At 57.5% G+C, this 25,192-nt stretch carries 23 protein-coding genes; 16 read left to right on the top strand and 7 right to left on the bottom strand.

The features are described 5' to 3' along the window. Positions 1 to 346: 346 nt before the first annotated feature. The 8 genes from KDX30_RS13445 (at position 347) to KDX30_RS13480 (ending at position 6,716) form a co-directional block, all read left to right on the top strand. A complete protein-coding gene (locus KDX30_RS13445) occupies positions 347 to 1,372 on the top strand; it encodes an NAD(P)H-dependent glycerol-3-phosphate dehydrogenase (RefSeq protein ID WP_122708780.1) in 1,026 nt (341 codons plus the stop codon). Positions 1,373 to 1,395: 23 nt separating this feature from the next. Next, positions 1,396 to 1,740, top strand: a complete 345-nt coding sequence (locus KDX30_RS13450) for a DUF4389 domain-containing protein (protein WP_263267396.1) — start codon at positions 1,396 to 1,398, stop codon at positions 1,738 to 1,740. Then, positions 1,737 to 2,192: a phosphohistidine phosphatase SixA gene (gene sixA, locus KDX30_RS13455; RefSeq protein ID WP_099270819.1), complete on the top strand. Its 456-nt coding sequence runs from the start codon at positions 1,737 to 1,739 to the stop codon at positions 2,190 to 2,192. The genes KDX30_RS13450 and sixA overlap by 4 nt, the downstream gene beginning before the upstream one ends. 218 nt (positions 2,193 to 2,410) lie before the next feature. Next, positions 2,411 to 2,854, top strand: a complete 444-nt coding sequence (locus KDX30_RS13460; RefSeq protein WP_027897938.1) for a hotdog fold thioesterase — start codon at positions 2,411 to 2,413, stop codon at positions 2,852 to 2,854. A gap of 118 nt (positions 2,855 to 2,972) precedes the next feature. Continuing rightward, entirely contained in the window at positions 2,973 to 3,770 is a 798-nt protein-coding gene (locus tag KDX30_RS13465; RefSeq protein WP_099270820.1) for an alpha/beta fold hydrolase, read from the top strand. Continuing rightward, positions 3,767 to 4,621, top strand: a complete 855-nt coding sequence (locus KDX30_RS13470; protein WP_231676250.1) for an alpha/beta hydrolase — start codon at positions 3,767 to 3,769, stop codon at positions 4,619 to 4,621. The genes KDX30_RS13465 and KDX30_RS13470 overlap by 4 nt, the downstream gene beginning before the upstream one ends. Before the next feature lie 118 nt (positions 4,622 to 4,739). Then, entirely contained in the window at positions 4,740 to 5,570 is an 831-nt protein-coding gene (locus tag KDX30_RS13475) for a DUF4892 domain-containing protein (protein WP_231676252.1), read from the top strand. A 99-nt stretch (positions 5,571 to 5,669) separates the two neighbouring features. Beyond that, positions 5,670 to 6,716: an AI-2E family transporter gene (locus KDX30_RS13480; protein WP_099270823.1), complete on the top strand. Its 1,047-nt coding sequence runs from the start codon at positions 5,670 to 5,672 to the stop codon at positions 6,714 to 6,716. A gap of 12 nt (positions 6,717 to 6,728) precedes the next feature. Here the strand turns inward: KDX30_RS13480 and KDX30_RS13485 are convergent, their stop codons facing one another. Then, positions 6,729 to 7,979: an MFS transporter gene (locus tag KDX30_RS13485; protein ID WP_231676255.1), complete on the bottom strand. Its 1,251-nt coding sequence runs from the start codon at positions 7,977 to 7,979 to the stop codon at positions 6,729 to 6,731. 588 nt (positions 7,980 to 8,567) lie between these two features. Here KDX30_RS13485 and KDX30_RS13490 point away from each other — a divergent pair. Together KDX30_RS13490 and KDX30_RS13495 are read left to right on the top strand one after the other, a co-directional pair. Then, entirely contained in the window at positions 8,568 to 10,061 is a 1,494-nt protein-coding gene (locus KDX30_RS13490) for a helix-turn-helix transcriptional regulator (protein ID WP_099270824.1), read from the top strand. Positions 10,062 to 10,210: 149 nt separating this feature from the next. Further along, the gene (locus KDX30_RS13495; protein WP_231676256.1) at positions 10,211 to 10,474 is read left to right on the top strand and encodes a DUF1652 domain-containing protein; all 264 of its coding nucleotides are present in this window, start codon (positions 10,211 to 10,213) and stop codon (positions 10,472 to 10,474) included. On the opposite strand, the gene KDX30_RS13500 is transcribed toward KDX30_RS13495, so the two are convergent. Further along, on the bottom strand, positions 10,463 to 10,768 hold the full coding sequence (locus tag KDX30_RS13500; protein WP_122396896.1) for a DUF6482 family protein: 306 nt from the start codon (positions 10,766 to 10,768) through the stop codon (positions 10,463 to 10,465). The two genes, KDX30_RS13495 and KDX30_RS13500, sit on opposite strands and share 12 nt — an antisense overlap. A 395-nt stretch (positions 10,769 to 11,163) precedes the next feature. Between KDX30_RS13500 and KDX30_RS13505 the strand changes: the two genes are divergently transcribed. Beyond that, on the top strand, positions 11,164 to 12,783 hold the full coding sequence (locus KDX30_RS13505; RefSeq protein WP_231676259.1) for a methyl-accepting chemotaxis protein: 1,620 nt from the start codon (positions 11,164 to 11,166) through the stop codon (positions 12,781 to 12,783). A 58-nt stretch (positions 12,784 to 12,841) separates the two neighbouring features. Here KDX30_RS13505 and KDX30_RS13510 read toward each other — a convergent pair whose 3' ends face one another. The 3 genes from KDX30_RS13510 to KDX30_RS13520 all read right to left on the bottom strand — a co-directional run bounded on the left by KDX30_RS13510 (position 12,842) and on the right by KDX30_RS13520 (position 17,285). Continuing rightward, a complete protein-coding gene (locus tag KDX30_RS13510) occupies positions 12,842 to 13,588 on the bottom strand; it encodes a FadR/GntR family transcriptional regulator (RefSeq protein WP_231676261.1) in 747 nt (248 codons plus the stop codon). Positions 13,589 to 13,727: 139 nt separating this feature from the next. Next, positions 13,728 to 15,311 carry an aldehyde dehydrogenase (NADP(+)) gene (locus KDX30_RS13515; protein WP_231676263.1) on the bottom strand — a complete coding sequence of 528 codons (1,584 nt, stop codon included), beginning with the start codon at positions 15,309 to 15,311 and terminating at the stop codon, positions 13,728 to 13,730. 1,086 nt (positions 15,312 to 16,397) lie between these two features. Then, a complete protein-coding gene (locus KDX30_RS13520) occupies positions 16,398 to 17,285 on the bottom strand; it encodes a LysR family transcriptional regulator (RefSeq protein WP_231676265.1) in 888 nt (295 codons plus the stop codon). A 100-nt stretch (positions 17,286 to 17,385) separates the two neighbouring features. Here KDX30_RS13520 and KDX30_RS13525 point away from each other — a divergent pair, with 100 nt between their 5' ends. The 4 genes from KDX30_RS13525 (at position 17,386) to KDX30_RS13540 (ending at position 20,942) form a co-directional block, all read left to right on the top strand. Further along, positions 17,386 to 17,922 carry a GNAT family N-acetyltransferase gene (locus KDX30_RS13525; protein ID WP_231676268.1) on the top strand — a complete coding sequence of 179 codons (537 nt, stop codon included), beginning with the start codon at positions 17,386 to 17,388 and terminating at the stop codon, positions 17,920 to 17,922. Positions 17,923 to 18,092: 170 nt separating this feature from the next. After that, on the top strand, positions 18,093 to 19,169 hold the full coding sequence (locus tag KDX30_RS13530; protein ID WP_231676270.1) for an ABC transporter substrate-binding protein: 1,077 nt from the start codon (positions 18,093 to 18,095) through the stop codon (positions 19,167 to 19,169). After that, on the top strand, positions 19,156 to 20,154 hold the full coding sequence (locus tag KDX30_RS13535) for an ABC transporter permease (RefSeq protein ID WP_231676273.1): 999 nt from the start codon (positions 19,156 to 19,158) through the stop codon (positions 20,152 to 20,154). Before KDX30_RS13530 ends, KDX30_RS13535 begins: the two co-directional genes overlap by 14 nt. Beyond that, complete coding sequence (locus KDX30_RS13540) at positions 20,148 to 20,942, top strand: ABC transporter ATP-binding protein (protein ID WP_231676274.1); 795 nt, start codon at positions 20,148 to 20,150, stop codon at positions 20,940 to 20,942. Before KDX30_RS13535 ends, KDX30_RS13540 begins: the two co-directional genes overlap by 7 nt. A gap of 33 nt (positions 20,943 to 20,975) precedes the next feature. Here the strand turns inward: KDX30_RS13540 and KDX30_RS13545 are convergent, their stop codons facing one another. Then, the gene (locus tag KDX30_RS13545; RefSeq protein WP_027900825.1) at positions 20,976 to 21,215 is read right to left on the bottom strand and encodes a hypothetical protein; all 240 of its coding nucleotides are present in this window, start codon (positions 21,213 to 21,215) and stop codon (positions 20,976 to 20,978) included. A 254-nt stretch (positions 21,216 to 21,469) separates the two neighbouring features. Here KDX30_RS13545 and KDX30_RS13550 point away from each other — a divergent pair, with 254 nt between their 5' ends. Further along, positions 21,470 to 22,123: a TetR/AcrR family transcriptional regulator gene (locus KDX30_RS13550; protein ID WP_049827001.1), complete on the top strand. Its 654-nt coding sequence runs from the start codon at positions 21,470 to 21,472 to the stop codon at positions 22,121 to 22,123. A gap of 48 nt (positions 22,124 to 22,171) precedes the next feature. Here KDX30_RS13550 and KDX30_RS13555 read toward each other — a convergent pair whose 3' ends face one another. Then, positions 22,172 to 24,937, bottom strand: a complete 2,766-nt coding sequence (locus tag KDX30_RS13555) for a beta-glucosidase (protein WP_231676277.1) — start codon at positions 24,935 to 24,937, stop codon at positions 22,172 to 22,174. Positions 24,938 to 25,192 lie beyond the last annotated feature (255 nt).

Consider the following 25,192-nt stretch of genomic DNA (forward strand, 5'->3'; position numbering starts at 1 on the left):
CGTGGGTAACCCGGCAGGACGCCGGGTTAGCCGCATTGGGCCATGGATGGCCCGTTGCGGCGGCCCACGGTTCAGGATCTGCGGGCGGGTACACCGAGCACCAGCGAGGTGCCGAGTGGTGGGGCAAGAGCGTTTTGCTTACTTTTGCGCTCTATCAAAAGTGAGGCGCTGTAAAAGCGCAACCAATATCAGCCATCAACACGATAACGGATATGTAAACAGCATCAAAAATGTTGGCCTCAACAACCAAGAACCACCTGGCAATGAAGGTTGTCACTGGCCGCCATCGCCATGCTCCGTATAATGCCGCCATCGCCAGATGAGATGGCTCTAAATGGATGTCTTTATGACCACACAGCAACCTGTTGCGGTTCTAGGTGGCGGCAGCTTCGGTACCGCAGTGGCCAACTTGCTGGCGGAGAATGGCCGTCCCGTCCGTCAATGGATGCGCGACCCCGAGCAGGCCGAGGCCATTCGTGTCAATCGCGAGAACCCTCGCTACCTCAAAGGCATTAAAATCCTGCCTCTGGTTGAACCAGTCACAGACCTGGCGGCGACGCTGGATGAATGCGAACTGGTTTTTGTCGCCCTGCCATCGAGCGCGCTGCGCAGCGTACTTGCGCCGCATGTAGAGCGTCTGACCGGCAAGATGCTGGTCAGCCTGACCAAAGGCATCGAAGCGCAGAGCTTCAAACTGATGAGCCAGATCATCGAAGACATTGCGCCTCAAGCCCGTATTGGCGTGCTGTCCGGTCCCAATCTTGCGCGAGAAATTGCCGAGCATGCACTGACTGCAACTGTGGTCGCCAGCGAAGACGAAGACCTCTGTATGCAGGTTCAGGAGGTGCTGCACGGCAGGACGTTCAGGGTTTACGCCAGCAACGACCGCTTTGGTGTAGAGCTGGGCGGGGCGCTGAAAAACGTCTACGCGATCATCGCCGGTATGGCAGTAGCGCTGGACATGGGCGAAAACACCAAGAGCATGCTGATCACCCGCGCGCTGGCGGAAATGACCCGTTTTGCGGTCAGCCAGGGTGCCAACCCCATGACCTTTCTTGGGCTGGCGGGCGTCGGTGACCTGATCGTGACCTGCTCTTCTCCGAAGAGTCGCAATTATCAGGTGGGTTTTGCGCTGGGGCAGGGCCTGAGTCTTGAAGAGGCGGTCAATCGGCTCGGTGAAGTCGCCGAAGGGGTCAATACCCTCAAAGTACTCAAGGTCAAGGCTGATGAGCTGCAGGTATATATGCCACTGGTCGCGGGCCTGCATGCAATTCTTTTCGAGGGCCGTACGCTGAGTCAGGTCATAGAGCAGTTGATGCGTGCCGAGCCGAAAACGGATGTGGACTTCATCTCCATCACCGGTTTCAACTGAAACACTCATACAGGGAGAAGATCTTGAACGAGTCCAAAATCAAGCAAGATGAGTCCATTTTATTGCGCATCCTCTGGATGGTGCTGTTCGTGGTGATCTGGCAATTGGCTGAACTGCTGCTGGCAGGCGTGGTGCTGGTCCAGCTGGGTTATCGCCTGATCTACGGGGCACCGAGTGGCAGCCTGATGAATTTCGGTGACAGCCTGAGCCAGTTTCTTGCGCAGATCGGCCGTTTCGGCACGTTCCACAGTGATCAGAAACCCTGGCCGTTTGCTGACTGGCCGACTCCTCGTGCGCCGGAAGGCGAAAAGCCACACAGTGTTCCTCCTGCCGCGCACCCGGTGCGTGATGAGGAGCCCAAGCTGTGAAGGTATGGGTGCTGCGTCACGGTGAAGCGCAGGCGCATGCGCGCAGTGACGCGCAACGCGAGCTGACAGGCCATGGTCGTGAGGAGGTGCTGCAAAGTGCAGCTCACCTGTTGGGTAAGCCTCTGACGCGAATCTTCGCCAGTCCCTATGTGCGGGCGCAGCAGACCGCCGAGTTGGTACATAAGGCATTGGGTTTCAGTGAGCCCGTGGTCACAGTGCCGTGGCTTGTTCCGGAAAGTGATCCAGGCAAGGTGCTTGCTCAACTGGACGCTTATGCCGCCGAGGATGTGTTGCTGGTCAGCCATCAACCGTTGGTGGGGGCCCTTATCGGTCTTGCGGTGCACGGCAGTCATCAACAATCTCAGCCAATGAGTACGGCCAGTCTGGCGGAATTGAAAGGTGACTTTGCACTGGCCGGAACGATGGAGTTGTTGAGCGTTCGGCACGTTTGATTATTGCTATCTTGATAAGAGATTGCCCTTTGCCCTGACACCGCGCTGTCTATCTGCAAGCTCACTCCTACAGGGGCCGTGTTTGCTTCGCGACAGCGCTGTGTCAGGGCACAGAGCAATCTCCTACACAAAACATTCGATTGCATTTTGTGTGATAACAGCAAGGCAGATGAACTCCCGGCGCTCAGCGTTCGAGCGCTTCATGACAAGGATTGACTATGAGCCTGTGGCACGAAACTCCGGACCTTGAGCAACTCAATGCCAAGAGTAAAAACACCATTCTTGAACTGCTCGATATTCGTTTCGAATCATTCACCGAGAACTCCCTGACCGCCAGCATGGTGGTCGACCAGCGGACTCATCAGCCTTACGGCCTGCTGCATGGCGGTGCGTCGGTGGTGCTCGCAGAATCGCTGGGTTCTTCGGCCAGCTATCTGTGCATCGATACCAGCAAGTATTTTTGTGTCGGCATCGAGGTCAACGCCAATCACCTGCGTGGCGTGCGCAGTGGTCGGGTGACGGCCGTGGCGCACCCGGTACACATCGGTCGCACCACCCATGTCTGGGATATCCGTTTGACCAGCGAGGAGGGCAAGGCCAGTTGCATCTCCCGGCTGACTGTTGCGGTTGTACCGCTGGGGCAGGAACCTCCCGCACGCTAGATGCCTGTTGTGCCGGGCGGTGGCCGGATCGTCATGTTCGATGGCCGTTACGATCATTGCCGAGTGATCGGCTCATTGCGCACAATCACCACTGATCTGGTTCAATGAGTGCTCCGGCATGTCGCAACAGGTGTTCTTCGCTCACGCCAACGGTTTTCCGTCAGGCACCTACGGCAAACTGTTTTCCGCGCTGGCGCCGGACTACATCGTGAGCCACCTGGAGCAACATGCCCACGACCCGCGTTTTCCGGTGGATGATAACTGGCTGAATCTGGTGGACGAGCTGATTCACCATTTGCGCGAGCAGCCCGAACCCGTATGGGGAGTTGGTCATTCTCTGGGTGGCGTATTGCACTTGCACGCCGCGATGCGCTGTCCTGAGCTTTATCGCGGCGTCGTCATGCTCGATTCGCCAGTGCTGACTCTGGCTGATCAATGGATGATCCGCGCCGCCAAACGATTTGGTTTCATTGACCGCATTACCCCGGCCGGACGCACGCTGGGACGTCGCGAGGCGTTTGCAGATCTTGAGTCGGCGCGTCGTTACTTCTCCGGCAAAACCCTGTTCCGCCGCTTCGATCCCGAGTGTTTCGACGCCTATCTGCAGCATGGTTTGCAGAGCGACGGCGAACAGCTACGGCTACGTTTCGACGCTGCCACGGAAATCAGTATTTACCGCAGTGTGCCGCACACCAGCCCCGGTCTTTCCCGCCAGCTCAAACTCCCGCTGGCAATGGTCCGTGGTGAGCACAGTCGCGTTGTGATGCGCCATCATGCACGTTCTGTCAGGCGCATGCCGCTGGGGGAATATCTGTCGATGCCCGGTGGCCATATGTTTCCACTCGAGCAACCGGAGGCGACGGCACAGTTGCTCAAATCGCTGTTCAGCCGCTGGACCGCAGGCGCTGGGGTATGAACCATTCTGTGGAGGAAGTCCGCCTGAGCTTGCCGCATATCGAACTGGCTGCCCACTTGTATGGTCCCGAAGACGGCCAGCCGGTGATTGCGCTGCATGGCTGGCTCGACAATGCCAATAGCTTTGCGCGTCTGGCGCCACGGCTTGACGGCTTGCGCATCGTTGCGCTGGACCTGGCGGGGCATGGTCATTCCAGTCACCGGCCGCCGGGTGCAGGTTATGCGCTGGCGGACTACGTTCACGATGTGCTGCAAGTCGCCGAGCAACTGGGCTGGCAGCAGTTTTCGCTACTCGGTCATTCTCTGGGTGCAATCATATCCGTGTTCCTCGCCGCAGCGGTGCCAGAGCGTGTTTCGCGACTGGCCTTGATTGACGGGCTGATTCCCCCGACGGGCGATGCTGATAATGCGCCCGGGCAACTGGGCAAGTCATTGCAGGCGCAACTGCGTCTGGTCAACAAGCGCAAACCGGTTTACCCCGATCAGGAGCAAGCTATTTGCGCGCGAATGAAAGGTGCAGTCGCCGTTAGCCGTGAAGCCGCCGAATTGCTGGCCCAGCGCGGCCTGATGCCGGTTCCGGGCGGTTACACCTGGCGCAGTGACGGACGGCTGACTCTGCCGTCTGCGATTCGCATAACCCGTGAGCAAGCCACGGCATTCGTCGAGGCAATCCGCTGTCCGACACATTTGGTAGTAGCTTCTCAAGGGTTGCTGGCACAGAACGAATCGCTGCTTTCAAGGCTGCCTTTTGAGGTGGCGAGCCTGTCAGGAGGCCATCATCTGCATTTGAACGACGAAGCCGGGGCAGGCGCTGTTGCAGACTGTTTCAATCGCTTCTTCGCTACGCCTTGACTTGCGAGGGGCAACTGCCGAGGCTGGGCGAGTTGAAACAGGAATCAATCATGATGGATCTATGTATCGCTGCACTTTTTGAACTGCCCGTTAACGCTATTTTCCCGAACGTGCCGCGATGAGCGCGCGTATTGGTTTTACCCGTACGCTCGGAGTGACGTTGTGTGCATCTTTACTCAGCACGTCGTTATGGGCGGCGGACGTCCCCGGCAGCGGTGATTTGCAGGTAGTGCCAAGGCTCACCGACGCCGAAATTGTCGATTATCGTCCGGCTTCCGAGCTGGAACGCATCTATCCCATGGGCTCGATCCGCAAGATCAGCGGCCAGTTGCGTTTTGACGGTCAGGTCAGCGCGAGGGGCAACGTCACTGGCGTGACTTATCAGTTGCCTGCTGAACGTACCTCTTATGAGGCCTTCACGGCTGCACGTGAAGCCTTGCAGGCGCAAAATGCGGAGTTGTTGTTCTGGTGTCAGGCCCGGGACTGCGGTGAAAGCAGCCTGTGGGCCAACGAGGTATTCGGCAACTCCAAATTGTATGGCGCAGACGAGCAACAGGCTTATCTTTTGCTGCGTCTGGCCGAGCCAAAAGCCGACACGTTGGTGGCTCTCTACAGCATCACCCGGGGTAATCGCCGAGCCTATCTGCATGTGGAACAATTCGACGCCGCCGCGCCACTGGGCGAGCTTATGCCTACGTCGGGTACGCTGCTTCGGCAATTGAAAAGCACCGGCAAGCTGGCGCTACCCAAACTGGTGGGTGCCCCTCAGGACGCATGGCTGACCCTACTGTCCCGCGGTCTTAATCTCGACAGCAGCCTGCGTGCCACGGTATCTGGCCCGCAAGCCGAAGCCTGGCGTGAGGCGCTGGTCAGTAAGGGCGTGCGAGCGGCCCGTCTGGAAGCGGGGAACGGCGACACACCTGGCCTGCTTATCGAACTCATTCGCTGAACGCAGCTCATAGGCTGGTCCGCGGCGAACACTGACGTCGTCATTGTTCGCCGTTATGCTTCACTTCTGATGTCCTGACCCTTCTTTTGGAAAACGCTCATGTTCAATAACGATCGCCTGTTGGTGCAGATTCTGCTCCTTGCGCTGCTCGGTGCCTGTGTCTGGGTGATGGCGCCATTCTGGTCGGCGCTGTTCTGGGGCGCGGTGCTGGCATTTGCCAGCTGGCCACTGATGCGCCTGCTGACACGCTGGCTAAACGGCCGCGAGTCCCTCGCGGCTTTGATCCTGAGTCTGGGCTGGATGGTTCTGGTCGCTGCGCCGCTGGTCTGGCTCGGCTTCAATCTGGCTGATCATGTGCGTGACGCGACAGCACTGGTCAAGGATATCCAGGTCGACGGCTTGCCCGATCCTCCCGGCTGGCTGGGCAGCGTTCCATTGGTTGGCGAGCGGCTAGTCGCATTCTGGAACAGCATCGACGAGCAGGGCGCGGCGATGATGACCACCCTCAAGCCGTATTTCGGCCAGGTGGGTAACTGGCTGTTGGCGCGCAGTGCGCAGATCGGCGGCGGGATTCTTGAGCTGACCCTGAGCCTGGTGTTCGTGTTCTTCTTCTACCGGGACGGCCCGCGACTGGCGGCTTTTGTGCTGCGCTTGCTGGAGCGTTTGATCGGTGACCGGGCGCAATATTATCTGGATCTGGTGGCAGGCACCGTCCAGCGAGTGGTCAACGGCGTGATCGGCACCGCCGCCGCACAAGCTGTGCTGGCGTTGATCGGTTTTCTGATTGCCGGGGTGCCGGGTGCCTTGGTGCTTGGCATCATGACCTTCATGTTCAGTCTGATTCCGATGGGCCCGCCGCTGGTATGGATTCCTGCGACCGCGTGGCTGGCGTGGAATGGCAACTACGGCATGGCCGTTTTCCTCGCCATCTGGGGCACGTTCATCATCAGTGGCGTGGACAACGTGCTCAAGCCTTACCTGATCAGTCGCGGCGGTAACCTGCCGCTGGTGATCGTGTTGCTGGGTGTATTTGGTGGCTTGTTGGCTTTCGGCTTCATAGGCCTGTTTATCGGCCCGACGCTGTTGGCTGTGGGTTACAGTCTGGTGACTGACTGGGCACGCAGCGAGCGCCCAGTCAGGACGTGATGTAATGCTGCGTCAGGCGGCCGGGAGGGCCGAGTCTGTCTCTTCTCCCGGATGCTCCTTGGCGGTCAGCGTTTCCGGCATCGCCAGCAGCAACAGCAGTGCGGCTGTAGCAATGGCAGCCAGGGTCAGAAAAGCGGCGTTATAGCCCGCGTTCTGGACGATGATCCCGGCCAGTCCGTTGCTCAACGCCGCGCCCAGCCCGAATATTGTCGAGATGATCCCGAGGCTGACGCTGAACCGCCCGGTCCCTTGCGTCAGGTCCTTGACCACCAGAGGGAACAACGCGCCGAACAATCCCGCGCCAATACCGTCGAGCAGTTGCACGGCGACCAGCCAGAAAGGGTTATCGGACAGCACATAAAGAACGCCGCGAATGGGCAGGATCAGAAAGCCTGCCAGCAGCAGTGGCTTGCGTCCCCACACATCAGCCTTTGCACCCACCAGCAGCGCGACAGGCACCATGACCCACTGGGCAGCGACGATGCAGGCCGAGGTCAACGGTGTGGCCAAATGCAGGTTCACCTGTGCCAGCTTCTGGCTCACTAACGGCAGCATCGCCGCGTTTGCCAGGTGGAAGAGGGCGCAGCAGGCGGCAAACAACAGCAGTGTTTTATTACTTGCCAATGCTTTGAAGCCGGAAGGCTGAGCGCCGTGCTGTGCATCTCCATGACTCAGTTCGCGGGCTACATCATGATCGATCGCCTTGGCCGACACGCAACTGATTGCAATGACGCTGGCGACGGCCATCGCCGCCATCAGATAAAACACCGCGATAGGACCAAACAGGTAAGCAAAGCCGCCAGCCAGCATCGCTGCGCAGGCGTTACCTGCATGGTTGAAGGTCTCGTTGCGTCCGGTACGCCGGGTAAACGCTTTGGGGCCGGTGATACCCAGGGAGATGGCAGCAACTGCCGGAACAAATACTGACGCGGCGATCCCGCTGACCGCTTGGGTTATCGCAATCAGGCTGACTGAGGAGGTGAAGGGCAGCACCAGACAGCTGGCCGTTACCAGCAGCGCAGCGATTGCGACCACGGCTCGTTTGTAATGAGTGCTGTCGATCAATGCGCCTGCCGGTCCCTGGGTCACCAGACCCGCGATCGCCGCCACCGTCATGACAATGCCAATGCTTGCCGGGTCCCATTGGTGGACTGCCAAAAGATAAATAGCCAGATACGGCCCGAGCCCGTCGCGAACATCAGCAAGAAAGAAATTCAGGGCATCCAGTGAGCGGTTGTTGCGGCGTTGGGTATTGGCGTCCACGGGATGTCTCGGTCAGTCGATGATGGAGCTTTGAGCTGCCGTTATGGAAAAGGTTTGCGGCCGCGGAAATTTTCATCTGGATGCGACTAATTGGGAGTACGCAGAACCTGTGGGAGATTCTATGTTTGCTTGCAATCCCATAGGACCGGCTTTAGCCGGGAGAGCGGTATTTCTGACGAAGAGTATGTAGTGAATGTCCCGACGCCCTCCCGGCTAAAGCCGGGCCTACGGATAGCGCGATCACCTTTGGGAGCGTGGCTTGCCCGCGAAGAACGATAACGCGGTATGCCTGATACACCGCAGTGCCTGAATCGCGGGCAAGCGCGCTCCTACGGATTTGGCGATCGTCTGTGGGAGCGTTGCTTGCACGCGATACATGAGACGCGGCCAGAAGGCATGTCGCGTTATCGTTTATCTCGGGCAAGCACGGCTCCCACAAAAAATTGCATTCCAGCCGGACCGCCTTGAATTCTTTGGAATTCCCGACAAAGGTCCACTGTCATACCGACGTTGGGCAATGATCCGCCGTGGCTGAACAGCTAGCTTCAGCGGCGTGCCGGGCGCTCGTTGGCATGGAACGGAGGAACCATGAGTCAGGCAGTCCTTGAGAAAGAAACCGATCGTCGACAACTGCAGAGCATCATTGGAGGCCTGTCGGACGGCGTGCTTTTGATCGAGCTGGATCAAAGCATTCTGTGGGCCAATGAGTCCGCGTTGGAGATGCACGGCGTCAAGCACGTCAAGGAACTGGGTCGTAATGTCCGGGAATATGCATCGCGGTTTCACCTGCGCTACCGCAATAATCATCCGCTTGCGCTGGATCACTACCCGATCAGCCGGATCGCTCAGGGGGAATCCTTCAGCGACGTTGTGGTGGAAGTCAGGCCAGCGGGCAACGACGAAAAATGCTGGGTGCACCGGGTGCGCAGCATGGTGCTGGAAGGACGTTCTGGCGAGCCGGAACTGATGGCCCTGATCATCACCGACGCCACCGAACTGGCCAGCGCCGAGCAGCGTTTCGAGCGAACCTTCGCGGCCAACCCGGCACCCGCTGTTATCTGCAGGCTCAGCGACTTGCGCTACATCAAAGTCAATCAGGGCTTTCTGGAGATGACCGGCTACAGCCGCGAGCAAGTCATTGGCCGTTCAGTCTATGAACTTGATGTGCTCGAGAATGCAGAGCGCAAAGACCTCGCCATCGAGCGGCTCAACGACGGCGGCACCATCCCGCAAATGCAGGCCGAGTTGAAGCTGCCCGACGGCGGCAGCAAGATGGTGATCGTTGCCGGACAGCCGCTGGACATCAGCGAAGACGACTGCATGCTGTTTTCCTTCATGGACATGGAACCCCGTCGCAAGGTTGAGACCGCGCTGCGACAAAGCGAAGAGCGCTTTGCCAAAGCGTTTCGTCTGACCCCTGTCCCGACTCTGGTGTGTAACGCCGAGTCGCAGTTTGTGGTTGAGGTCAATGATGCGTTTATCAGCACCACCGGCTTTACAGCTCAGGAGCTGACCGGACGATCCGTTGATGAACTTGGCTTCATCGACGATCAAAGCAGTCGCCAGCAGATTTTCGAGGTCTTGAAGAAAACCGGCAGTATCGAGGGAATGGAGGTCAAAGTACGCAAGCGTGGCGACGAGATCATCGACTGTATGTTGTCCGCCGATACGGTCGTTATTCAGGATACGCCCTGCTATTTACTGGTGCTGATGGACATTTCCGAGCGCAAGCGATCCGATCTGGAACTGATTGCGGCCATCGAAGAGGTCATGCAGGACGCCTCCTGGTTTGCCCGTTCGTTGATTGAAAAACTCGCCAACGTGAAGAAAGGCAAGGCGCCGCAATTACCAGGCAGTTCGCTGACAGACCTGACGGCTCGGGAAAAGGATGTACTGGGCTTGATTTGCGAGGGACTGGCCGACAAGGAAATCGCAGCACGCCTCAAGCTTGCGCCCAACACGGTGCGCAATCACGTAGCGACCATGTATTCCAAACTTGGCGTTCACAGCCGGGCCGAAGCCATTGTCTGGGCAAGGGAGCGGGCGCTGTTTACCAGTGATGGCCGCAAGCCACTGCACTAGGCTGATGGTGCGAATGCACTAGTGCTACCAGTACAAATTCGTCTGTTTATCCCAGCGCTGTTTTCTTTACCCTGACGGTCCATTTCCGGACCTCGTCAGGGGCAGCAGTTGCAAACTTTTAAGAGCTCGCAAGTACAAGGTGATCGGCGTTGAGCTGGCTGTCGCAGGTCCGCCAGGAAATCGAAGGCAGCTTTGAGCCGCTGGCGTGCGAATGCGTCATCAGCGCAGACGCATCCCTCAGCGTTCGTATCTATGATCGAGAGTCAGGACGCGTCGACCTGATGGTCATTGGCATTGCGCTGGATCAGGTTAAAACCCAGCACGACGTGTTGGCGCTCATCAGTGAATTACGCGATGAGCTGAACAGCGTTGGCATGAACCCGCTTGATGTTGCCCCTTCTTCACAAGCTTGAGTGCCAGGGAATCGGCTCGCGATTGGGTTGTCGGTCGGTATCACCTAGACCGACCATCTCGTCGTAGACAGCGGGCTGAACGAGGAACAGCGGCACTTCAGGCACGCCCTTCAGATTCTTGCGTGCTTCTTCCAGTGACGCGATATGCAGCGTGCCACCCTTTGCATCGATGATGGGCTGGGATTTGCCGCCCTTCATCGCGTGCATCACGTAGGACCCTCCCTCCATCGTGACCAGATGCACCGCTTCAATTTCGCCTTTCTTCACCTGATCAGCCAATTTGCTCAGTTCCATGACACTACCTCTTGGACATCGGCGGACGATTGCCCGCCTGCTTACCTTTGAGACAGGCGCGCGGGTCAAGTTCGACCTTGCCGATTAGTGGTCGTCAGTTGATAGCATGACAGGGCCTGGAAAATAAAAAAGCTGACCGCATGATCAGTTAAAGTATTTATTACTGTTATTTTTAATAGCTTACGTACGCGCCGTTTCAAAGGCTTTTTCCGTTCAAATGCCTTGTTTCTTTCAACCAGCTTTCAATGTGCCGAATAATTTAATAGGGGTAAGGTGTTTTAATTAATGCCAATAAACAGTGTGCTACTGCAATTTTTAAGATGCCCTCAAGCTTAATTTTCAATGGCCGATAGTTTCATATTGAATGCTAATAAATCTGAAACGGAAGCCTGTTAATGAGAAACCTCAAGGTATCGGTGCGCGCGACACTCAGCTTCATGTTTATCGCTTTTCTGTTGGTTGCGCTGGGCGGGTTGTCCGTATGGAAAATGGGAGAAATCCGCGCGTCGGCTGAGGATCTGGAGAATGACGCGCTGGCCAGTATCGTGGTCGCTGACCGGATCAACGCAGCCATGCTGCGCTTGCGCCTTGAGAACCGTCGACTGGTCTCCCAGACCGATCCCGAGGCTATCGCCGCAACTGTCAAGACGATCAACAGCGTGCGTGATGAGTTGAGAAAGCAGATTCAGACTTACGCCCCTTTTGTTGCGAGCGACAGGGAAGGCCAGTTATTCAAAGCCGTTTCTGAAAACTCTGAAAAAATGTTGACCGCTTTTGATGGCGTTTCAGCCCTTGCAAGTCGAGGTGCAGCTGCCGAGGCATTGGCTTATATATCCAGTAATGTGACGCCGGTTACGCGGCCTCTGGAAGAAGCAGTGGCCGGGCTTGTCCAGATGAATATTGACGAGGCGGGCAATGCGGGTAAAGCGTCCCAGCAGTCTTATGAAAGTGGTTTGATGTTTGTCATTTTTATTATTGTTGCCGCCGCACTGGCGACCATTGTGTTAGCGGTTTTATTTACTAAAAGTATTGTTGTGCCTTTGCGGGAAATGTTGCGGGTCAATGACATGATCGCCAAAGGTGATCTGCGCACCGTTATTACGATCAATGGCAAGGACGAGTTTGCCGACCTTCTGCGCTCCACCCAGCAGATGCAGAACAACCTGCGCGACACCATCAAGCTGATTGGTGATTCAGCCACTCAACTGGCCTCGGCATCCGAGGAGATGAACGCTGTGACTGAAGAATCCAGCAAAGGGTTGATGCGTCAAAACACCGAAATCGACCAGGCGGCGACGGCGGTCAATGAAATGACTGCGGCTGTTGATGAAGTCGCCCGTAATGCCGCTTCGGCGTCTGACGCTGCCAAGGCTTCTGATCAGGCAACCCGCACTGGCGCTTCGCGCGTCACCAGCACCGTCACTGCCATCGAGCGACTCAGTCAGACCGTGCAGAATACCAGCGGTGATGTTCAGCGTCTGGCGGTACAGTCCAAGGACATCAGCAAGGTGCTGGACGTGATCCGTACCATTGCCGAGCAGACGAACCTGCTGGCCTTGAACGCAGCCATTGAAGCGGCACGAGCCGGGGAGCAGGGCAGAGGGTTTGCCGTTGTCGCCGATGAGGTGAGGGCGCTGGCGCATCGTACTCAGACTTCCACTCAGGAAATCGAGCAAATGATCGGTGACATCCTCAAGGGCACCGAACAGGCCACCAAAGCCATGAGCGAGAGCTGCGAGCAGGCCCAAGGCACGTTGGGTGTGGCCCATGAAGCGGGCGCGGCGTTGACCTTGATTGCCAAGGCCATCAATGAAATCAACGAAATGAACCTGATGATCGCCACCGCTTCCGAGCAGCAAGCCCAAGTGGCTCGTTCGGTGGACGGCAACCTGATGAGTATTCGTGATCTGTCAATTCAGAGTGCAACAGGAGCCCATCAGACCGCAGCGGCCAGTTCCGAGTTGTCGCGTCTGGCGGCTGACATGAACAGGCTGGTGGGACGATTCGCCCTGTAAATTTCAGGCTCGTAAAATTGTAGCGACGTGACAGTCGCTACAGTTTTTTGATCCGCGTTTATGACCCCTGTCTTTCATAGGCCGCACGCAAGCGTTCACGGATGTTACTCAAATGCCGGCGCATGGCAGCCTTCGCGCCGTCTGAGTCCCGGTTGGCGATAGTGGCGTAGATGTCGTGATGTTCCTGGCGCAACCTGGTGCTGTAATCCTCGATGGCCGTATTGGCCAGCGCTGCCGAGTTGAGACGGTTACGCGGAATCAGCGTCAGGCCGAGATGTTCGGTGATATCCGCGAAATAGCGATTGTCGGTGGCCAGAGCAATTTGCTGATGAAACTCAAAATCAGCGGCCGCCGCTTCGGCCCGGCTGGCAGTCGGGTCTTCTATGATGCTCAGCGCCTGTTGCATGCGCGCCAGTTGATCCTCGGTTCTGCGCAGGGCCGCGAGGCCGGCAGAATCGACTTCGATACCGATACGTAACTCGATGACCGCCATCACGTCGCCAAGCGTGCGGTCTGCCTGAGGATCGATTTGATCGACTCGCTGCCGAACCACAAATGTTCCGATACCGTGCCGCGTTTCTACCAGACCGTGGGATTGCAGGTGCGAAATGGCTTCGCGCACCACCGTGCGACTCACGCGGTGCTCTTGGGTAATGTGTTTTTCCGGGGGTAGCTTGTCACCGACCTTGAGTTGGCCGTCTTCAATCATGCCGGTCAGGATATTGACCAGCGCCAGTGTCAGATTGCGCGGACGTCTTATGGACGAATCGCCCTCTGCCGGTTCGAAAATCGGGGTGGGATTCATGGTGTTCCACCTGATGAAAAAATGCGCTTTCCAGCAGCGCCCATTGACGCGCTGTCAGCTCTTCACAGCTTTCACATAAAGAAACGGCGCGACTGTCAGGTCGCGCCGTTTCTTTTACGGAGCACTGAACAGGTCAGTCTCAGGCGATTGGCTGATCGCTCCACTCGCTGTTTACAAGACGCTTGAGACCCAGCGGGTTGGCGTTCTGCAACGCTTCCGGGAGCAGGCTGTCAGGGTAGTTCTGGTAGCAGACCGGACGCAGGAAGCGGTCAATCGCCAGCGTACCCACTGAGGTGCCGCGAGCATCGGAAGTCGCCGGGTATGGACCACCGTGAACCATGGCTTCGCAGACCTCAACACCGGTTGGGTAGCCGTTGACCAGAATGCGGCCGACTTTCTCTTCCAGTACCGGCACCAGCCATTGGTACTTCTGCAGATCGCTCTGTTCGCCGATCAGGGTAGCGGTCAGTTGACCGCGAAGGGCTTGCAGCGCGCTTTTCAGTTGCGCGTCGTCAGCGACTTCGATCACTAGAGTCGTTGGACCGAACACTTCTTCCTGCAGCAGTGGATCGCCGTTGAGCAGCAGACTGACGTCAGCTTTGAACAGCTGCGCCTGAGCCTGTTTGCCTTCCTGCGGTTTGCCTGCCAGATGAGTCACACCTGGATGCGACAGCAGATGCTCTACGCCTTTGCTGTAGCTGCGCAGGCCGCCAGCGTTCAGCATGGTTTGAGGAGCCTGGCCGCCCATGTGTTCCTGAAGTTGCTCAAGGAAGCGGGTGAAGGTTGGCGAGCTGATGCCGATCACTACGCCGGGGTTGGTGCAGAACTGACCTGCGCCCATGACGACGGATGCTGCGAGATCCTTGGCCACGGTATCGCCGCGAGAAGCCAGCGCTTCAGGCAGCAAGACGACCGGGTTGATGCTCGACATTTCTGCGAACACCGGAATTGGCTCAGGACGTTCTGCAGCCATTTTGCACAGTGCGTCGCCACCGCTCAGGGAGCCAGTGAAGCCAACGGCTTTGATGGCCGGATGCTTGACCAGACCTTCGCCAACACCGCTGCCGAAGATCATGTTGAACACGCCTTTCGGCATTTTGGTTTTTTCTGCTGCGCGGATGATCGCAGAGCCGACCAGATCGGCTGTCGCCATGTGACCGCTGTGCGCCTTGAATACCACCGGGCAACCGGCAGCCAGTGCTGCGGCGGTGTCGCCGCCTGCGGTAGAGAAGGCCAACGGGAAGTTGCTGGCACCAAACACGGCAACCGGGCCTACCCCGATGCGGTATTGGCGCAGGTCAACGCGTGGCAACGGCTTGCGATCCGGCAGTGCCAGATCGATGCGCGCACCCAGGAAATCACCGCGACGCAGGACTTTGGCGAACAGACGCATCTGGCCGCTGGTACGACCGCGCTCACCTTGAATACGGGCGGCTGGCAGAGCGGTTTCCTGACAAACGATAGCGACGAAATCATCACCGAGCTGATCCAGCTCGTCGGCGATGGCATCAAGGAATTCTGCACGGCGACCCGGGCTCAGCTGGCGATATTCAAGAAAGGCGCCTTTGGCTGCCAGTGCTGCGGCGTCGATTTCCGCATCAGTAGCCTGATAGAAGCTGTAGGGCAGTGCTTCACCGGTAGTAGCATCGAGACTTTTGTGTTGCGGCTCGCCAAGGGCGCTGCGTGCGCCTGCGATGAAGTTGTGGCCGAGAACATTAGGCATCTTTGTCTCCTGTTTTTATTTGCGGGTTTAATCAGGCTGCTGCCTGTCTTAGAGATCTGCCAACCGTTCGATGACGGTAATGTGAGCTTACCAGCAACTGCACGGCTCAACATGTTGACAGTCATCGTACAACTATGGGTATGACTGCGCAACCTTGGAGATTCCATGCTGGCCTGCAATCTTCCCCGCTGGCCATTAACCCCGCAGGACCGGCTTTAGCTGGAAGATTGCATAGATCCGGTGGGAGATTCTATGTTGGCCTGCAAACACAAATCCGTGGGAGCGAATTCATTCGCGTAGGGGCCGGTACATCCGCAGTTGATGTATCGCTTGAAATGCCGCCATCCCGAATGAAGTGGAGCGCCACCCCGGTCGGTCCCACAGGCTCATCATGAACCTAAAGCCTTACACAAATCCGTGGGAGCGAGGCTTGCCCGCGATAGGGCCACCACGATTCAGCAGGTTCAACGCGTCATCGTTCATCGCAGTTCAGCCCGGCTCCCACATGAGATTGCGCTCGTGCGCAGGAACGGCTTCAGCCGGCAGGGCGTCGGGATATCCACCAAACATTCTTCGCCTGAAATACCGTCCTCCCGGCTAAAGCCGGTTCTACGGGATTGCATAGATCCGGTGGGAGATTCTATGTTGGCCTGCAAACACAAATCCGTGGGAGCGAATTCATTCGCGAAGGGGCCGGTACATCCGCAGTTGATGTATCGCTTGAAATGCCGCCTTCCCGAATGAAGTGGAGCGCCACCCCGGTCGGTCCCACAGGCTCATCATGAACCTGAAGCCTTACACAAATCCGTGGGAGCGAGGCTTGCCCGCGATAGGGCCACCACGATTCAGCAGGTTCAACGCGTCATCGTTCATCGCAGTTCAGCCCGGCTCCCACATGAGATTGCGCTCGTGCGCAGGAACGGCTTCAACCGGCAGGGCGTCGGGATATCCACCAAACATTCTTCGCCTGAATACCGTCCTCCCGGCAGAAGCCGGTCCTGCAAGGTGAAGATGGCTGGCGAACCTGGCATTTCCCGCAGCGCCGAATTTCAAACCGTTCCTTTTCGGTTTCCGGGCGCCGTACCTTTACATCTCTAGCCGCCGCAACGCGCCAATCACCTCACGCAGCGCGCGATTGACCGGTTTGTCCTGGCGCAGCACCAGGCTCAGGTCGCGGCTCAAAGGTGGCGTCAGGCTGCGGATTTGCAGGTTACGCCGATGGTGAGCAGTGGCCACCGCAATACGTGGGACGATGCTGTAACCCAGCCCGGCAGAGACCATTTCCTTGATGGCTTCGATGCTGCCCAGTTCCATCACCGGGCTGGGCCGAACACCCGCTTGCTGGAACCATTGATTGATCAGCAAGCGCGTGCTGCTGCCCGCTTCGAACACCACCAGCGGCAAACTGCTCAGGGCGTCGGCATTGATCGACGGCTTCAGGCCGGTCTGGTCAGGGGCAAAAATTGCCACCATTTCGTCCTCCAGCAACGTCGTGAAGTGCAGACTACGACCCGCTGCAGGCAAGGTGACCAAGGCCAGATCAATTCGATTTTCTTCTACCGCCTTGAGGATGGCCTCGGTATTGCCGGTGCAAACCCGTACATCCAGTTTCGGGAACGCCGTGCGCAAGGTTTTCAGGACTGGCGGCAGCAGATGAATGCAAGCGGTGGCGCCAGTGCCAATTACGATTTGTCCGGCAACGCCTTGAGCATGGCTGGCGAGATCCTGAAGCGCGTCATCAATCACCGAATCAATACGACCGATATGGCTCAGCAAGGTCAGGCCGGCAGCCGTCGGTTTCAGACGTTTGCCGACTCGCTCGATCAGGCGCAGGTTGAGGCGTTGTTCCAGCAGGCGAATATGCAAGCTCACCGCTGGTTGGGTGAGGTTCAGCGTAGTGGCCGCGGCTGAAAAGCTGCCCTGATGAATGACCTCGGAAAAACTGTTCAAGTGATTCAGATTCAACGCTTGCATGGCAAAGTTTTACTTATGCTGAGGATGATTAATCATAGCTTTATTAAGGTCTACAGGGTCGGCATGATTGCCGCACTTGCAATCGTTACCGAGAACGAAGATGAACCACGACCTAATCCTGCGCACCACTCGCGAGGATGACATGCCCGCTGTACAGGCTATCTATGCGCACCATGTGCTGACCGGCATTGCCAGTTTCGAACTACAGCCGCCGTCAGTGGAGGAGATGCTGCGCCGCCGTGCCGAAGTGTTGTCGCGCAAGTTGCCGTATCTGGTTGCCGAACTGGAGGGAGCGGTGGTCGGTTACGGTTACGCCACGTTGTATCGACCCAGGCCCGGCTACCGTTTTACGGCGGAAGACTCTGTGTATATGGCTGAAGGCATGGGTGGCAAAGGCATCGGCCAGGCACTGTTGGCTGCAGTCATCGAGCACTGCGTGCAGGGCGGCTGGCGGCAAATGGTGGCGGTAATCGGCAACAGTGAAAACCATGGTTCTCTGCGGCTTCATGAAAAGCTGGGGTTTCGTCGGGTCGGGGTTTTTGAGTCGGTGGGCTTCAAGCACGGGCGCTGGGTCGACACAGTGTTGATGCAGCGAGCATTGGGCGATGGTAGCGGTAGCCTTCCGAATGATCAGTAAGGCAGGCAGTCTCGATATACTATTTGCATATTAGTTTAGAATTTAAATGCATTTTCGGAATAAATTATCCGGTGATAAGGTTTTAACCAGTCACTGGAAACCTTGAGAAAAGTTATAAGAAAGGGATTTCGGCTGACGGCCTGATTTATCACTTCTCAAGGAATACCTGCATGGCAGCTTTTGATCATCTCACCCGTCGTCGTTTGCTCGGTTTGACCGGCGTTGCCCTGGCCAGTCCTCTACTGGCGTCTGTTCCCGGTTTTGCCTGGGCTGCCGATGAGCATGCCGGGCACAATGCTGGCGGCGGTGATGCGGAGCCAGCAGGCACCGGGGAATTCATCAAACTTGCCGAAACACGCAAACTCAAGCTGGCGGTGAATCTCAACGCGGTCTGCCTGGCGCCGGTGGTGATTGCCCATGGGCGGGGCTTTTTCACCAAACATAATCTGGACGTGGAGCTGGTCAACTTCGGCAACTCTACAGAAGTGCTGCTTGAAGCCATTGCCACTGGCAAGGCGGATGCGGGGGTCGGCATGGCGCTGCGCTGGCTCAAAGCGCTGGAGCAAGGTTTCGACGTCAAGCTCACCGCCGGAACCCACGGTGGTTGCCTGCGTCTGCTCAGTGCCGTCAACAGCCCGGTGCAGAAGCTCGAAGACCTGAAGGGCAAGGCCATTGGTGTCACTGACATGGCCAGCCCGGACCGTAACTTCTTCTCCATCCTGCTCAAGAAGCACGGCGTTGATCCGGTGCGTGACGTCGAATGGCGGCTGTACCCAGCGGATCTGCTCGGCACTGCGCTGGAGCGCGGTGAAGTGCAGGCAGTCAGTGGCAGTGACCCGTTTATGTACCGCCTGATTCAGGGCGGCAAGGCCCGCGAACTGTCAAACAACCTGGTCGAGGAATACGCCAATCTCAGCTGCTGCGTTGTCGGTGTGACCGGCAAATTGGTGCGCGACGAGAAACGCGTCGCGGCGGCTTTGACTCAGGCCATTCTCGAAGCCCATGACTATTCCGTGAAAAATCCGGAAGTCGTCGCCAAGGGTTTCCAGGCTCACGCTCTGAACACGTCGGTTGAAGAAGTGAAAGCCATTCTTCACGACCACACCCATGGCCACCATGCGGTTGGCGCAGCCTTGACCAAGGAAATCGTCACCTACGTGACCGATTTGCAGACGGTTGAAGTGATTCGCAAGAGCACCGACGCCGTAGCGTTCTCTAAGGAGATTACCGCCGATGTCTTCAATTGAAGCCGCGCCGCACATCGCGGTGCTTGAGCGAGCACCTGCCAGATTCTGGCGACAGGGGACGGTGGCCGTTGTCGCCTGGATTGGCGTCGCGCTGCTGATCGCTTATTTCCCTAATGCCACCCGCAACTGGCCCATGACTCAGGGGCTGGCCAATCTGTGCCTGGCGATCGCCGCGCTGATCGGCCTGGCGGGCATTTTGGGTCGCTGGTTTGCCGCTGTGCAGCGCCGCGCCTATCCCGCAGGTGCCTGGCTGATTGCCTTGCCAGTGTTGTTGGGAATCTGGGAGTTGCTCACCGCCAAACTGGCCTTGTTGCCGGTGCCGTTCTTTGCGCCGCCGCAGGCGCTACTGGATGTGTATGTCGAAGACTGGCCGCGGCTGGCCGACAGCTTGCTCAATTCAGCGTTGCTGTTGGGCACGGGCGTGGCACTGGGAGCAGTGACAGGGTTTATTGCAGGTGTCGCGATTGGCTGGTCAACCAGTATCGGCTACTGGCTGCACCCGGTATTGCGCATTCTGGGCCCGGTGCCGTCCACGGCATTACTGCCGCTGTGCTTCTTCCTGTTCCCCAGCAGCTGGAGTGCCAGCGTGTTTCTCATCGCACTGGCCACCTGGTTCCCGGTCACGGTGCTGACCTGGTCGGGGGTTGCGAGTGTCGATAAGGCCTATTACGACGTCGCCCGGACGCTGGGCGCCAAACCGGGCTTTCTGATTTTCAACGTGGCGATTCCGGCTGCACTGCCTCACGTGTTCGTCGGCCTGTTCATGGGCCTTGGCGCGTCGTTCTCCACGTTGGTCGTTGCTGAAATGATGGGCGTGAAATCAGGCATTGGCTGGTACTTGCAATGGGCGCAAGGCTGGGCCGCCTACGCCAATATGTATGCGGCGTTGCTGATCATGGCGCTGGCCTGTTCCGGATTGATTTCGGGGCTCTTTCTCATACGTGATCGCCTGCTGGCCTGGCAACAAGGAGCCATGAAATGGTAGCTACTGCATCTGCTTCAACGGTTTCAACGTCAGCCGGGTTGACGTTGCGGATTGAAAATCTGAGTCATGGATTTGCGTTGGACGGTCAGCATCTGCCTGTTCTGGAAAACGTTTCACTGGACGTGGCTCCGGGCGAGTTCGTCGCCTTGTTGGGGCCGTCGGGATGCGGCAAGTCCACTTTGTTGCGACTGGTTGCCGGGCTGGAACCCGCTGACAGTGGAGCTTTGTTGGCGGATGGCCTAGCGATCAGCGGCCCCGATCCGAGCCGCGTGGTGGTCTTTCAGGACCCGACGCTTTATCCGTGGCGGCGAGTCTGGGACAACGTGGCACTAGGGCTACAAGCTCAGGGGCTGCTCAAAAGCCACTCCGGCAAAGTTGATGCTGCGTTGGCCACGGTGGGCCTCAGCAGTTTTGCCCGCGCTTATCCGCGGCAATTGTCAGGCGGGATGGCTCAGCGTGTGGCGCTGGCACGTGCGCTGGTCAATGAACCGCGACTGCTGATTCTCGATGAACCGCTTGGCAAACTCGATTCGCTGACGCGCATCACCATGCAAAAGGAATTGATTGATCTCTGGCAACGTCAGGGATACACGGCATTGCTGGTGACTCATGACGTTGAAGAAGCCTTGCTGCTGGCCAATCGTGTCATCGTTTTCAGCGACCGACCGGCCACCATTAAGGCGCAACTGACCATCGAGCGCCCTTATCCGCGCCATCGCGACGATCCTTATCTGGTCGACCTGCGCAAGCAGATTCTGGGGCTGCTCGGGCTGGGGGAGAGCTGGTAGCGGTTTTAGAAACAGTTTTCAGAAACGGGGCTTTTAGAAACGCGCCTGAGCAGAGTACTCCGGCCCGTCATTGAAGCAGGCCAGATCAACCAGCAGTGTTTCCCATTCCACGCCATCGACGAACTGGTCCAGATGCGCCTGACCCGCTTCGGCATCCGAAGCGGTGATGGTTTTTATCGTCTCTGGCTGAGGGGCGAGGCTCTCATGGGCTGGCGTTACTTTGATTGCGAGGCGAGACAGCAGCGATTCTTTGAGCATCAGTAGATAGGACATGAGCGGGTTCCTTTCTGAGGGCGAGTGTATCGACTGCGCGCACTGTTATTGGACGAAACGCGGGTACAAGACGTTTAATTGGTGCGCCTTGTATGGCGATTGGTCCGGCCGTGCAACGAATAGCGGCCTGACACCTTGCTCTTGAAAATAACGTGCCAACCTGGAACGGGCGTTCAGTTTTAAGGCCGGGCAGGATGATTGCGACGGGTTGTCTTTGCCGGTAGGGTAGCCAGCTGTCTGGCAAGGAGCTTGAAATGACTCAGTTAACCCCGCCCGGAGTGGCGGATGCAGCAGCCGATCGACCTAAACAACGTCGCGCGCCAAAGGGCGAAAAACGCCGTGAAGAATTGCTCGATGCTGCTTTGCAGGTATTTTCACTTGAGGGGTACAGCGGTGCCTCGGTGGCTCAGGTGGCGGCGATTGTCGGCATATCGGTTGCCGGGCTCCTGCATCACTTTCCCAGCAAGATTTCGCTGTTGATGGGTGTGCTTGATCGGCGTGACAAAGCCAACAGCCGAATTGCCGAAGAAGTCCGTGCCGATAAAAGCCTGACGGGTTTGCTGGGCAGTTTGCGCGCGATCAACCGGTCAAATGCCACGGCACCCGGTGTGGTGCGTGCTTTCACCATTCTCAACGCAGAAAGTCTGGTCGAAGGGCATCCGGCCTGGAACTGGTTTCAGGATCGCTACGAGTTGATTTACGGAAAGCTGATCGGACAATTTACCGATCTGGTCAATGCGGGAGAGGTGCGGGCCGATGTCGACCTGCCGGGACTTGTCCAGGAAATCCTGGCAATGATGGACGGTTTGCAGGTCCAGTGGCTGCGCTTTCCGGAGAAAGTCGATCTGGTGGAGCGTTTCGATACCTACATCGCACGGGTCGATGCAGCGATAAGAGTTCGTCCCTGAACCCGTCCGGACCTCGTGAGAGGTCCGGCTCTATCCCTGAATCAGCGCTTAGTTACCGCTTGCGCTGCCTTGAGTGGTGGTGTCATCGGTGGTGTCGTAGCCATCACCTTCGCTGGTGTCGGTGTCGCCGGTGCCTTGATCAAGCACGCCGCCGGTTTTGACTGCCGAATCACGCAGCGTGGAGTTCAGCGCCGAGCGTGGCAGCGGGTTGCTGGTGGTGGTCGACAGTTCCTGACGGAACGGATTGACCAGCTTGGCGTTCAGGCGGATATCCTGAGACGACGCGCCCACCGACAGGTTGAAGCTGTCTGCGTCCACAACCCATTGCTTGCTGTCCACGTCGTAGTAAGCCAGCGAGCGATCGTTGAGCTCGATGGTTACACGCTTGCTTTCGCCCGGCTTCAGGAACACTTTCTTGTAGCCTTTCAGCTCCTTGATAGCGCGCTCGACTTTCGGGTTCTGCTGGCCAACATACAGCTCGGCAACTTCGGAACCACCCACCTTGCCGGTGTTGGTCAGGTCGAACGACACCTTGATAGGCGTGTTGCCCACTGCGACACCCGGAGTAACGGTGATGTTGCTGTAGCCGAAGGTGGTGTACGACAGGCCGTAACCGAACGGATAGAGCGGCTTGATGCCTTTCTTCTCGTAACCACGATAGCCAAGGAGCAGGTCGTCCTTGTAGCTCATGGTTTTCAGCGTTTCTTCGTTGTCGAATTTCGGGAAGGTCGCGTAGATCGGGTTATCTTCGATGTTGCGTTCGATACTGATCGGCAGCTTGCCCGACGGGTTGACCTTGCCGAACAGGATTTCAGCCAGAGCCTGACCGCCGTTCTGACCTGGATAGAACGCGTGCAGCGCAGCAGGAACCTGATCGATCCAGTCGCTCATCTTCAGACCGGTACCGCCGTGCATGGTCACCACGGTGTTCGGGTTGACCTTGGCGATGTTCTGAATCAGCTCGTTCTGGAATTCCGGCAGGTCGAAGCTGTGGTCGAAGCCTTCACCTTCGTATTCGCTGCTGTTACCCACTGCAACCAGCACTGCATCGTACTGAGACAGATCCTGCGGAGCATTCAGCGAAGCCCAGCTCATTTGCACGCCAACCAGGCCGCCCATGGTGGAGAGGTAGCCATTGCGACGCGAGTATTCCAGCTTGATGTCGTAAGCCTTGCCTGCTTCCAGGTTGACCTTGGCGAACACTGGAATGGTCGGCGGGATGCTGTTGCTCGGCAGCGGCTTGCCGTCACCGTTGTCCAGGACCTTCTTGCCGTTTACGTACAGACGTACTGCGCCGTCGGCACGGACCTTGAACACCTGGTCGCCGCTGGTGGTCGGTGTGATCTGACCGGTGTAACGAATCGAAGTGTTCGACGTGTCGCCGTTGACTGGCAGAGAGTCAGTGGACCAGTCCAGATCAACGTGTTTGTCGGTACGGGTCGCCGCAGCATCACCGGACCAGTTGGCGTTGGTGAAGAACTCGGTTTTCAGGCCGCTGACGCTTTTGCCATCGCTGTCTGCGTGGCTCCAGGTAGTGGCGCTCGGGTCCAGCGACAAGCCGTCGATGAACTCGACCTTGGCGTTAGGTGCCAGCTGCTGCAGACCGCTCAGCTCGCTGATGTAGTGGGCTGCCATGACGTTGGCGCTACCGAAACCGGTAGGCGGCGCGTATTTGGCCAGGGTGCCGACCACTGCGATCTTCTTGACCGTTTGCTTGTTCAACGGCAGCAGGTTGTTGTCGTTTTTCAGCAGCACGATGCCTTCACGCGCAGCGTTCAGGGCAACCTTGTTGCTGGTGGCGCTGTTCATGTTGTGCGCGGTCAATGGCGCTTTGCTGTCGAACTTGTACAGGTAGATCTGCTTGAGGATGCGGCGAACCTTGTCATCGATGGTCGCTACGTCCAGCTCACCGCTGTCCAGGTAAGGCTTGAGGATGGTGCTATTCATCTGATAGCCCATCATGTCCAGGTCGGTGCCTGCCTGAGCGGCGTTCAGACCGTGGACTACAGCGTTGTAGTCGCTCTGTACGAAGCCTGGATAGCCCCATTCTGTTTTCAGAATGTCGCGCATCAGGTGTTCGTTTTCGCAAGCGAACTCACCGTTCACTTTCTGGAAGGCGCACATCATCATCGCGACCTTACTGTTCTTCGAAGCGGATTCGAAGGCAGGCAGGGTCATTTCGCGCAGTACGCGCTCGCTGATGGTTTCGTCCAGGTTGAAGCGGTTGCTTTCCTGGTCGTTGGCTGCGTAGTGCTTGGCGTTCGCCCATACACCACGGGACTGAATACCGTTAATCACTGCTGGGCTGAGGCTTGCACCCAGGAACGGATCTTCACCGGAAAGGTATTCGAAGGCACGACCGCTGTAAGGCATGCGGTACAGGTTGACACCAGGGCCAGTCACGAACTGGTAGCCGCCGGTAGCGGTGTCGTAACCCAGGGCGCGACCCAGATCGATGGCACGACGCGGGTTCCAGGTAGCAGCCAGGTTAGGACCGGACGGATAAACCACGCCCTGAGCGTTGCCTTCGCTGGTGTAACGAACACCGACGCCGCCGTCAGCACCGTGAATCTGCGGGATGCCATATTGAGTCAATGGCTTCACGTCCCAACCACCGGTGCCGCCGATGTAGGCCAGCTTTTCTTCCAGGGTCATTTTTTTCAGGGTTTTTTCCGCGGCCTTCTCGGCACGGCTTACCTTGCCTTCATCCAGCGAAGGGCTAGTGGCCGCGCTGGTGGCTGCGTGGACCTGTGATACTGCCAGCGCCAGCAAAGCGAGTGCATACTTTGCACCGATCATTTTCCGTTTGTTCATGTATTACTCCGACTACCAATTTTCAAGTTTTATGCTGTTAAAGGCTGCTCAATTCTGACTGCTCACGAACTTTTATTCGGGCAATACTTCACCTTCTTCGCGACTTTCCGAGTATTAATCTCAGCGCAATAGTTAGTGTTTTAAACGTGTATTTATATTGTAAGAATTATGTGTTTCGTGTCTTCACTTGATATCACTGTGACATCACAAGATGGCACTTTGATTCGCGTTGGCGGCGTAATTAAGACAATTCTC

This window comes from Pseudomonas quasicaspiana, from assembly GCF_021147825.1.
Classification (GTDB): Bacteria; Pseudomonadota; Gammaproteobacteria; order Pseudomonadales; family Pseudomonadaceae; genus Aquipseudomonas; species Aquipseudomonas quasicaspiana.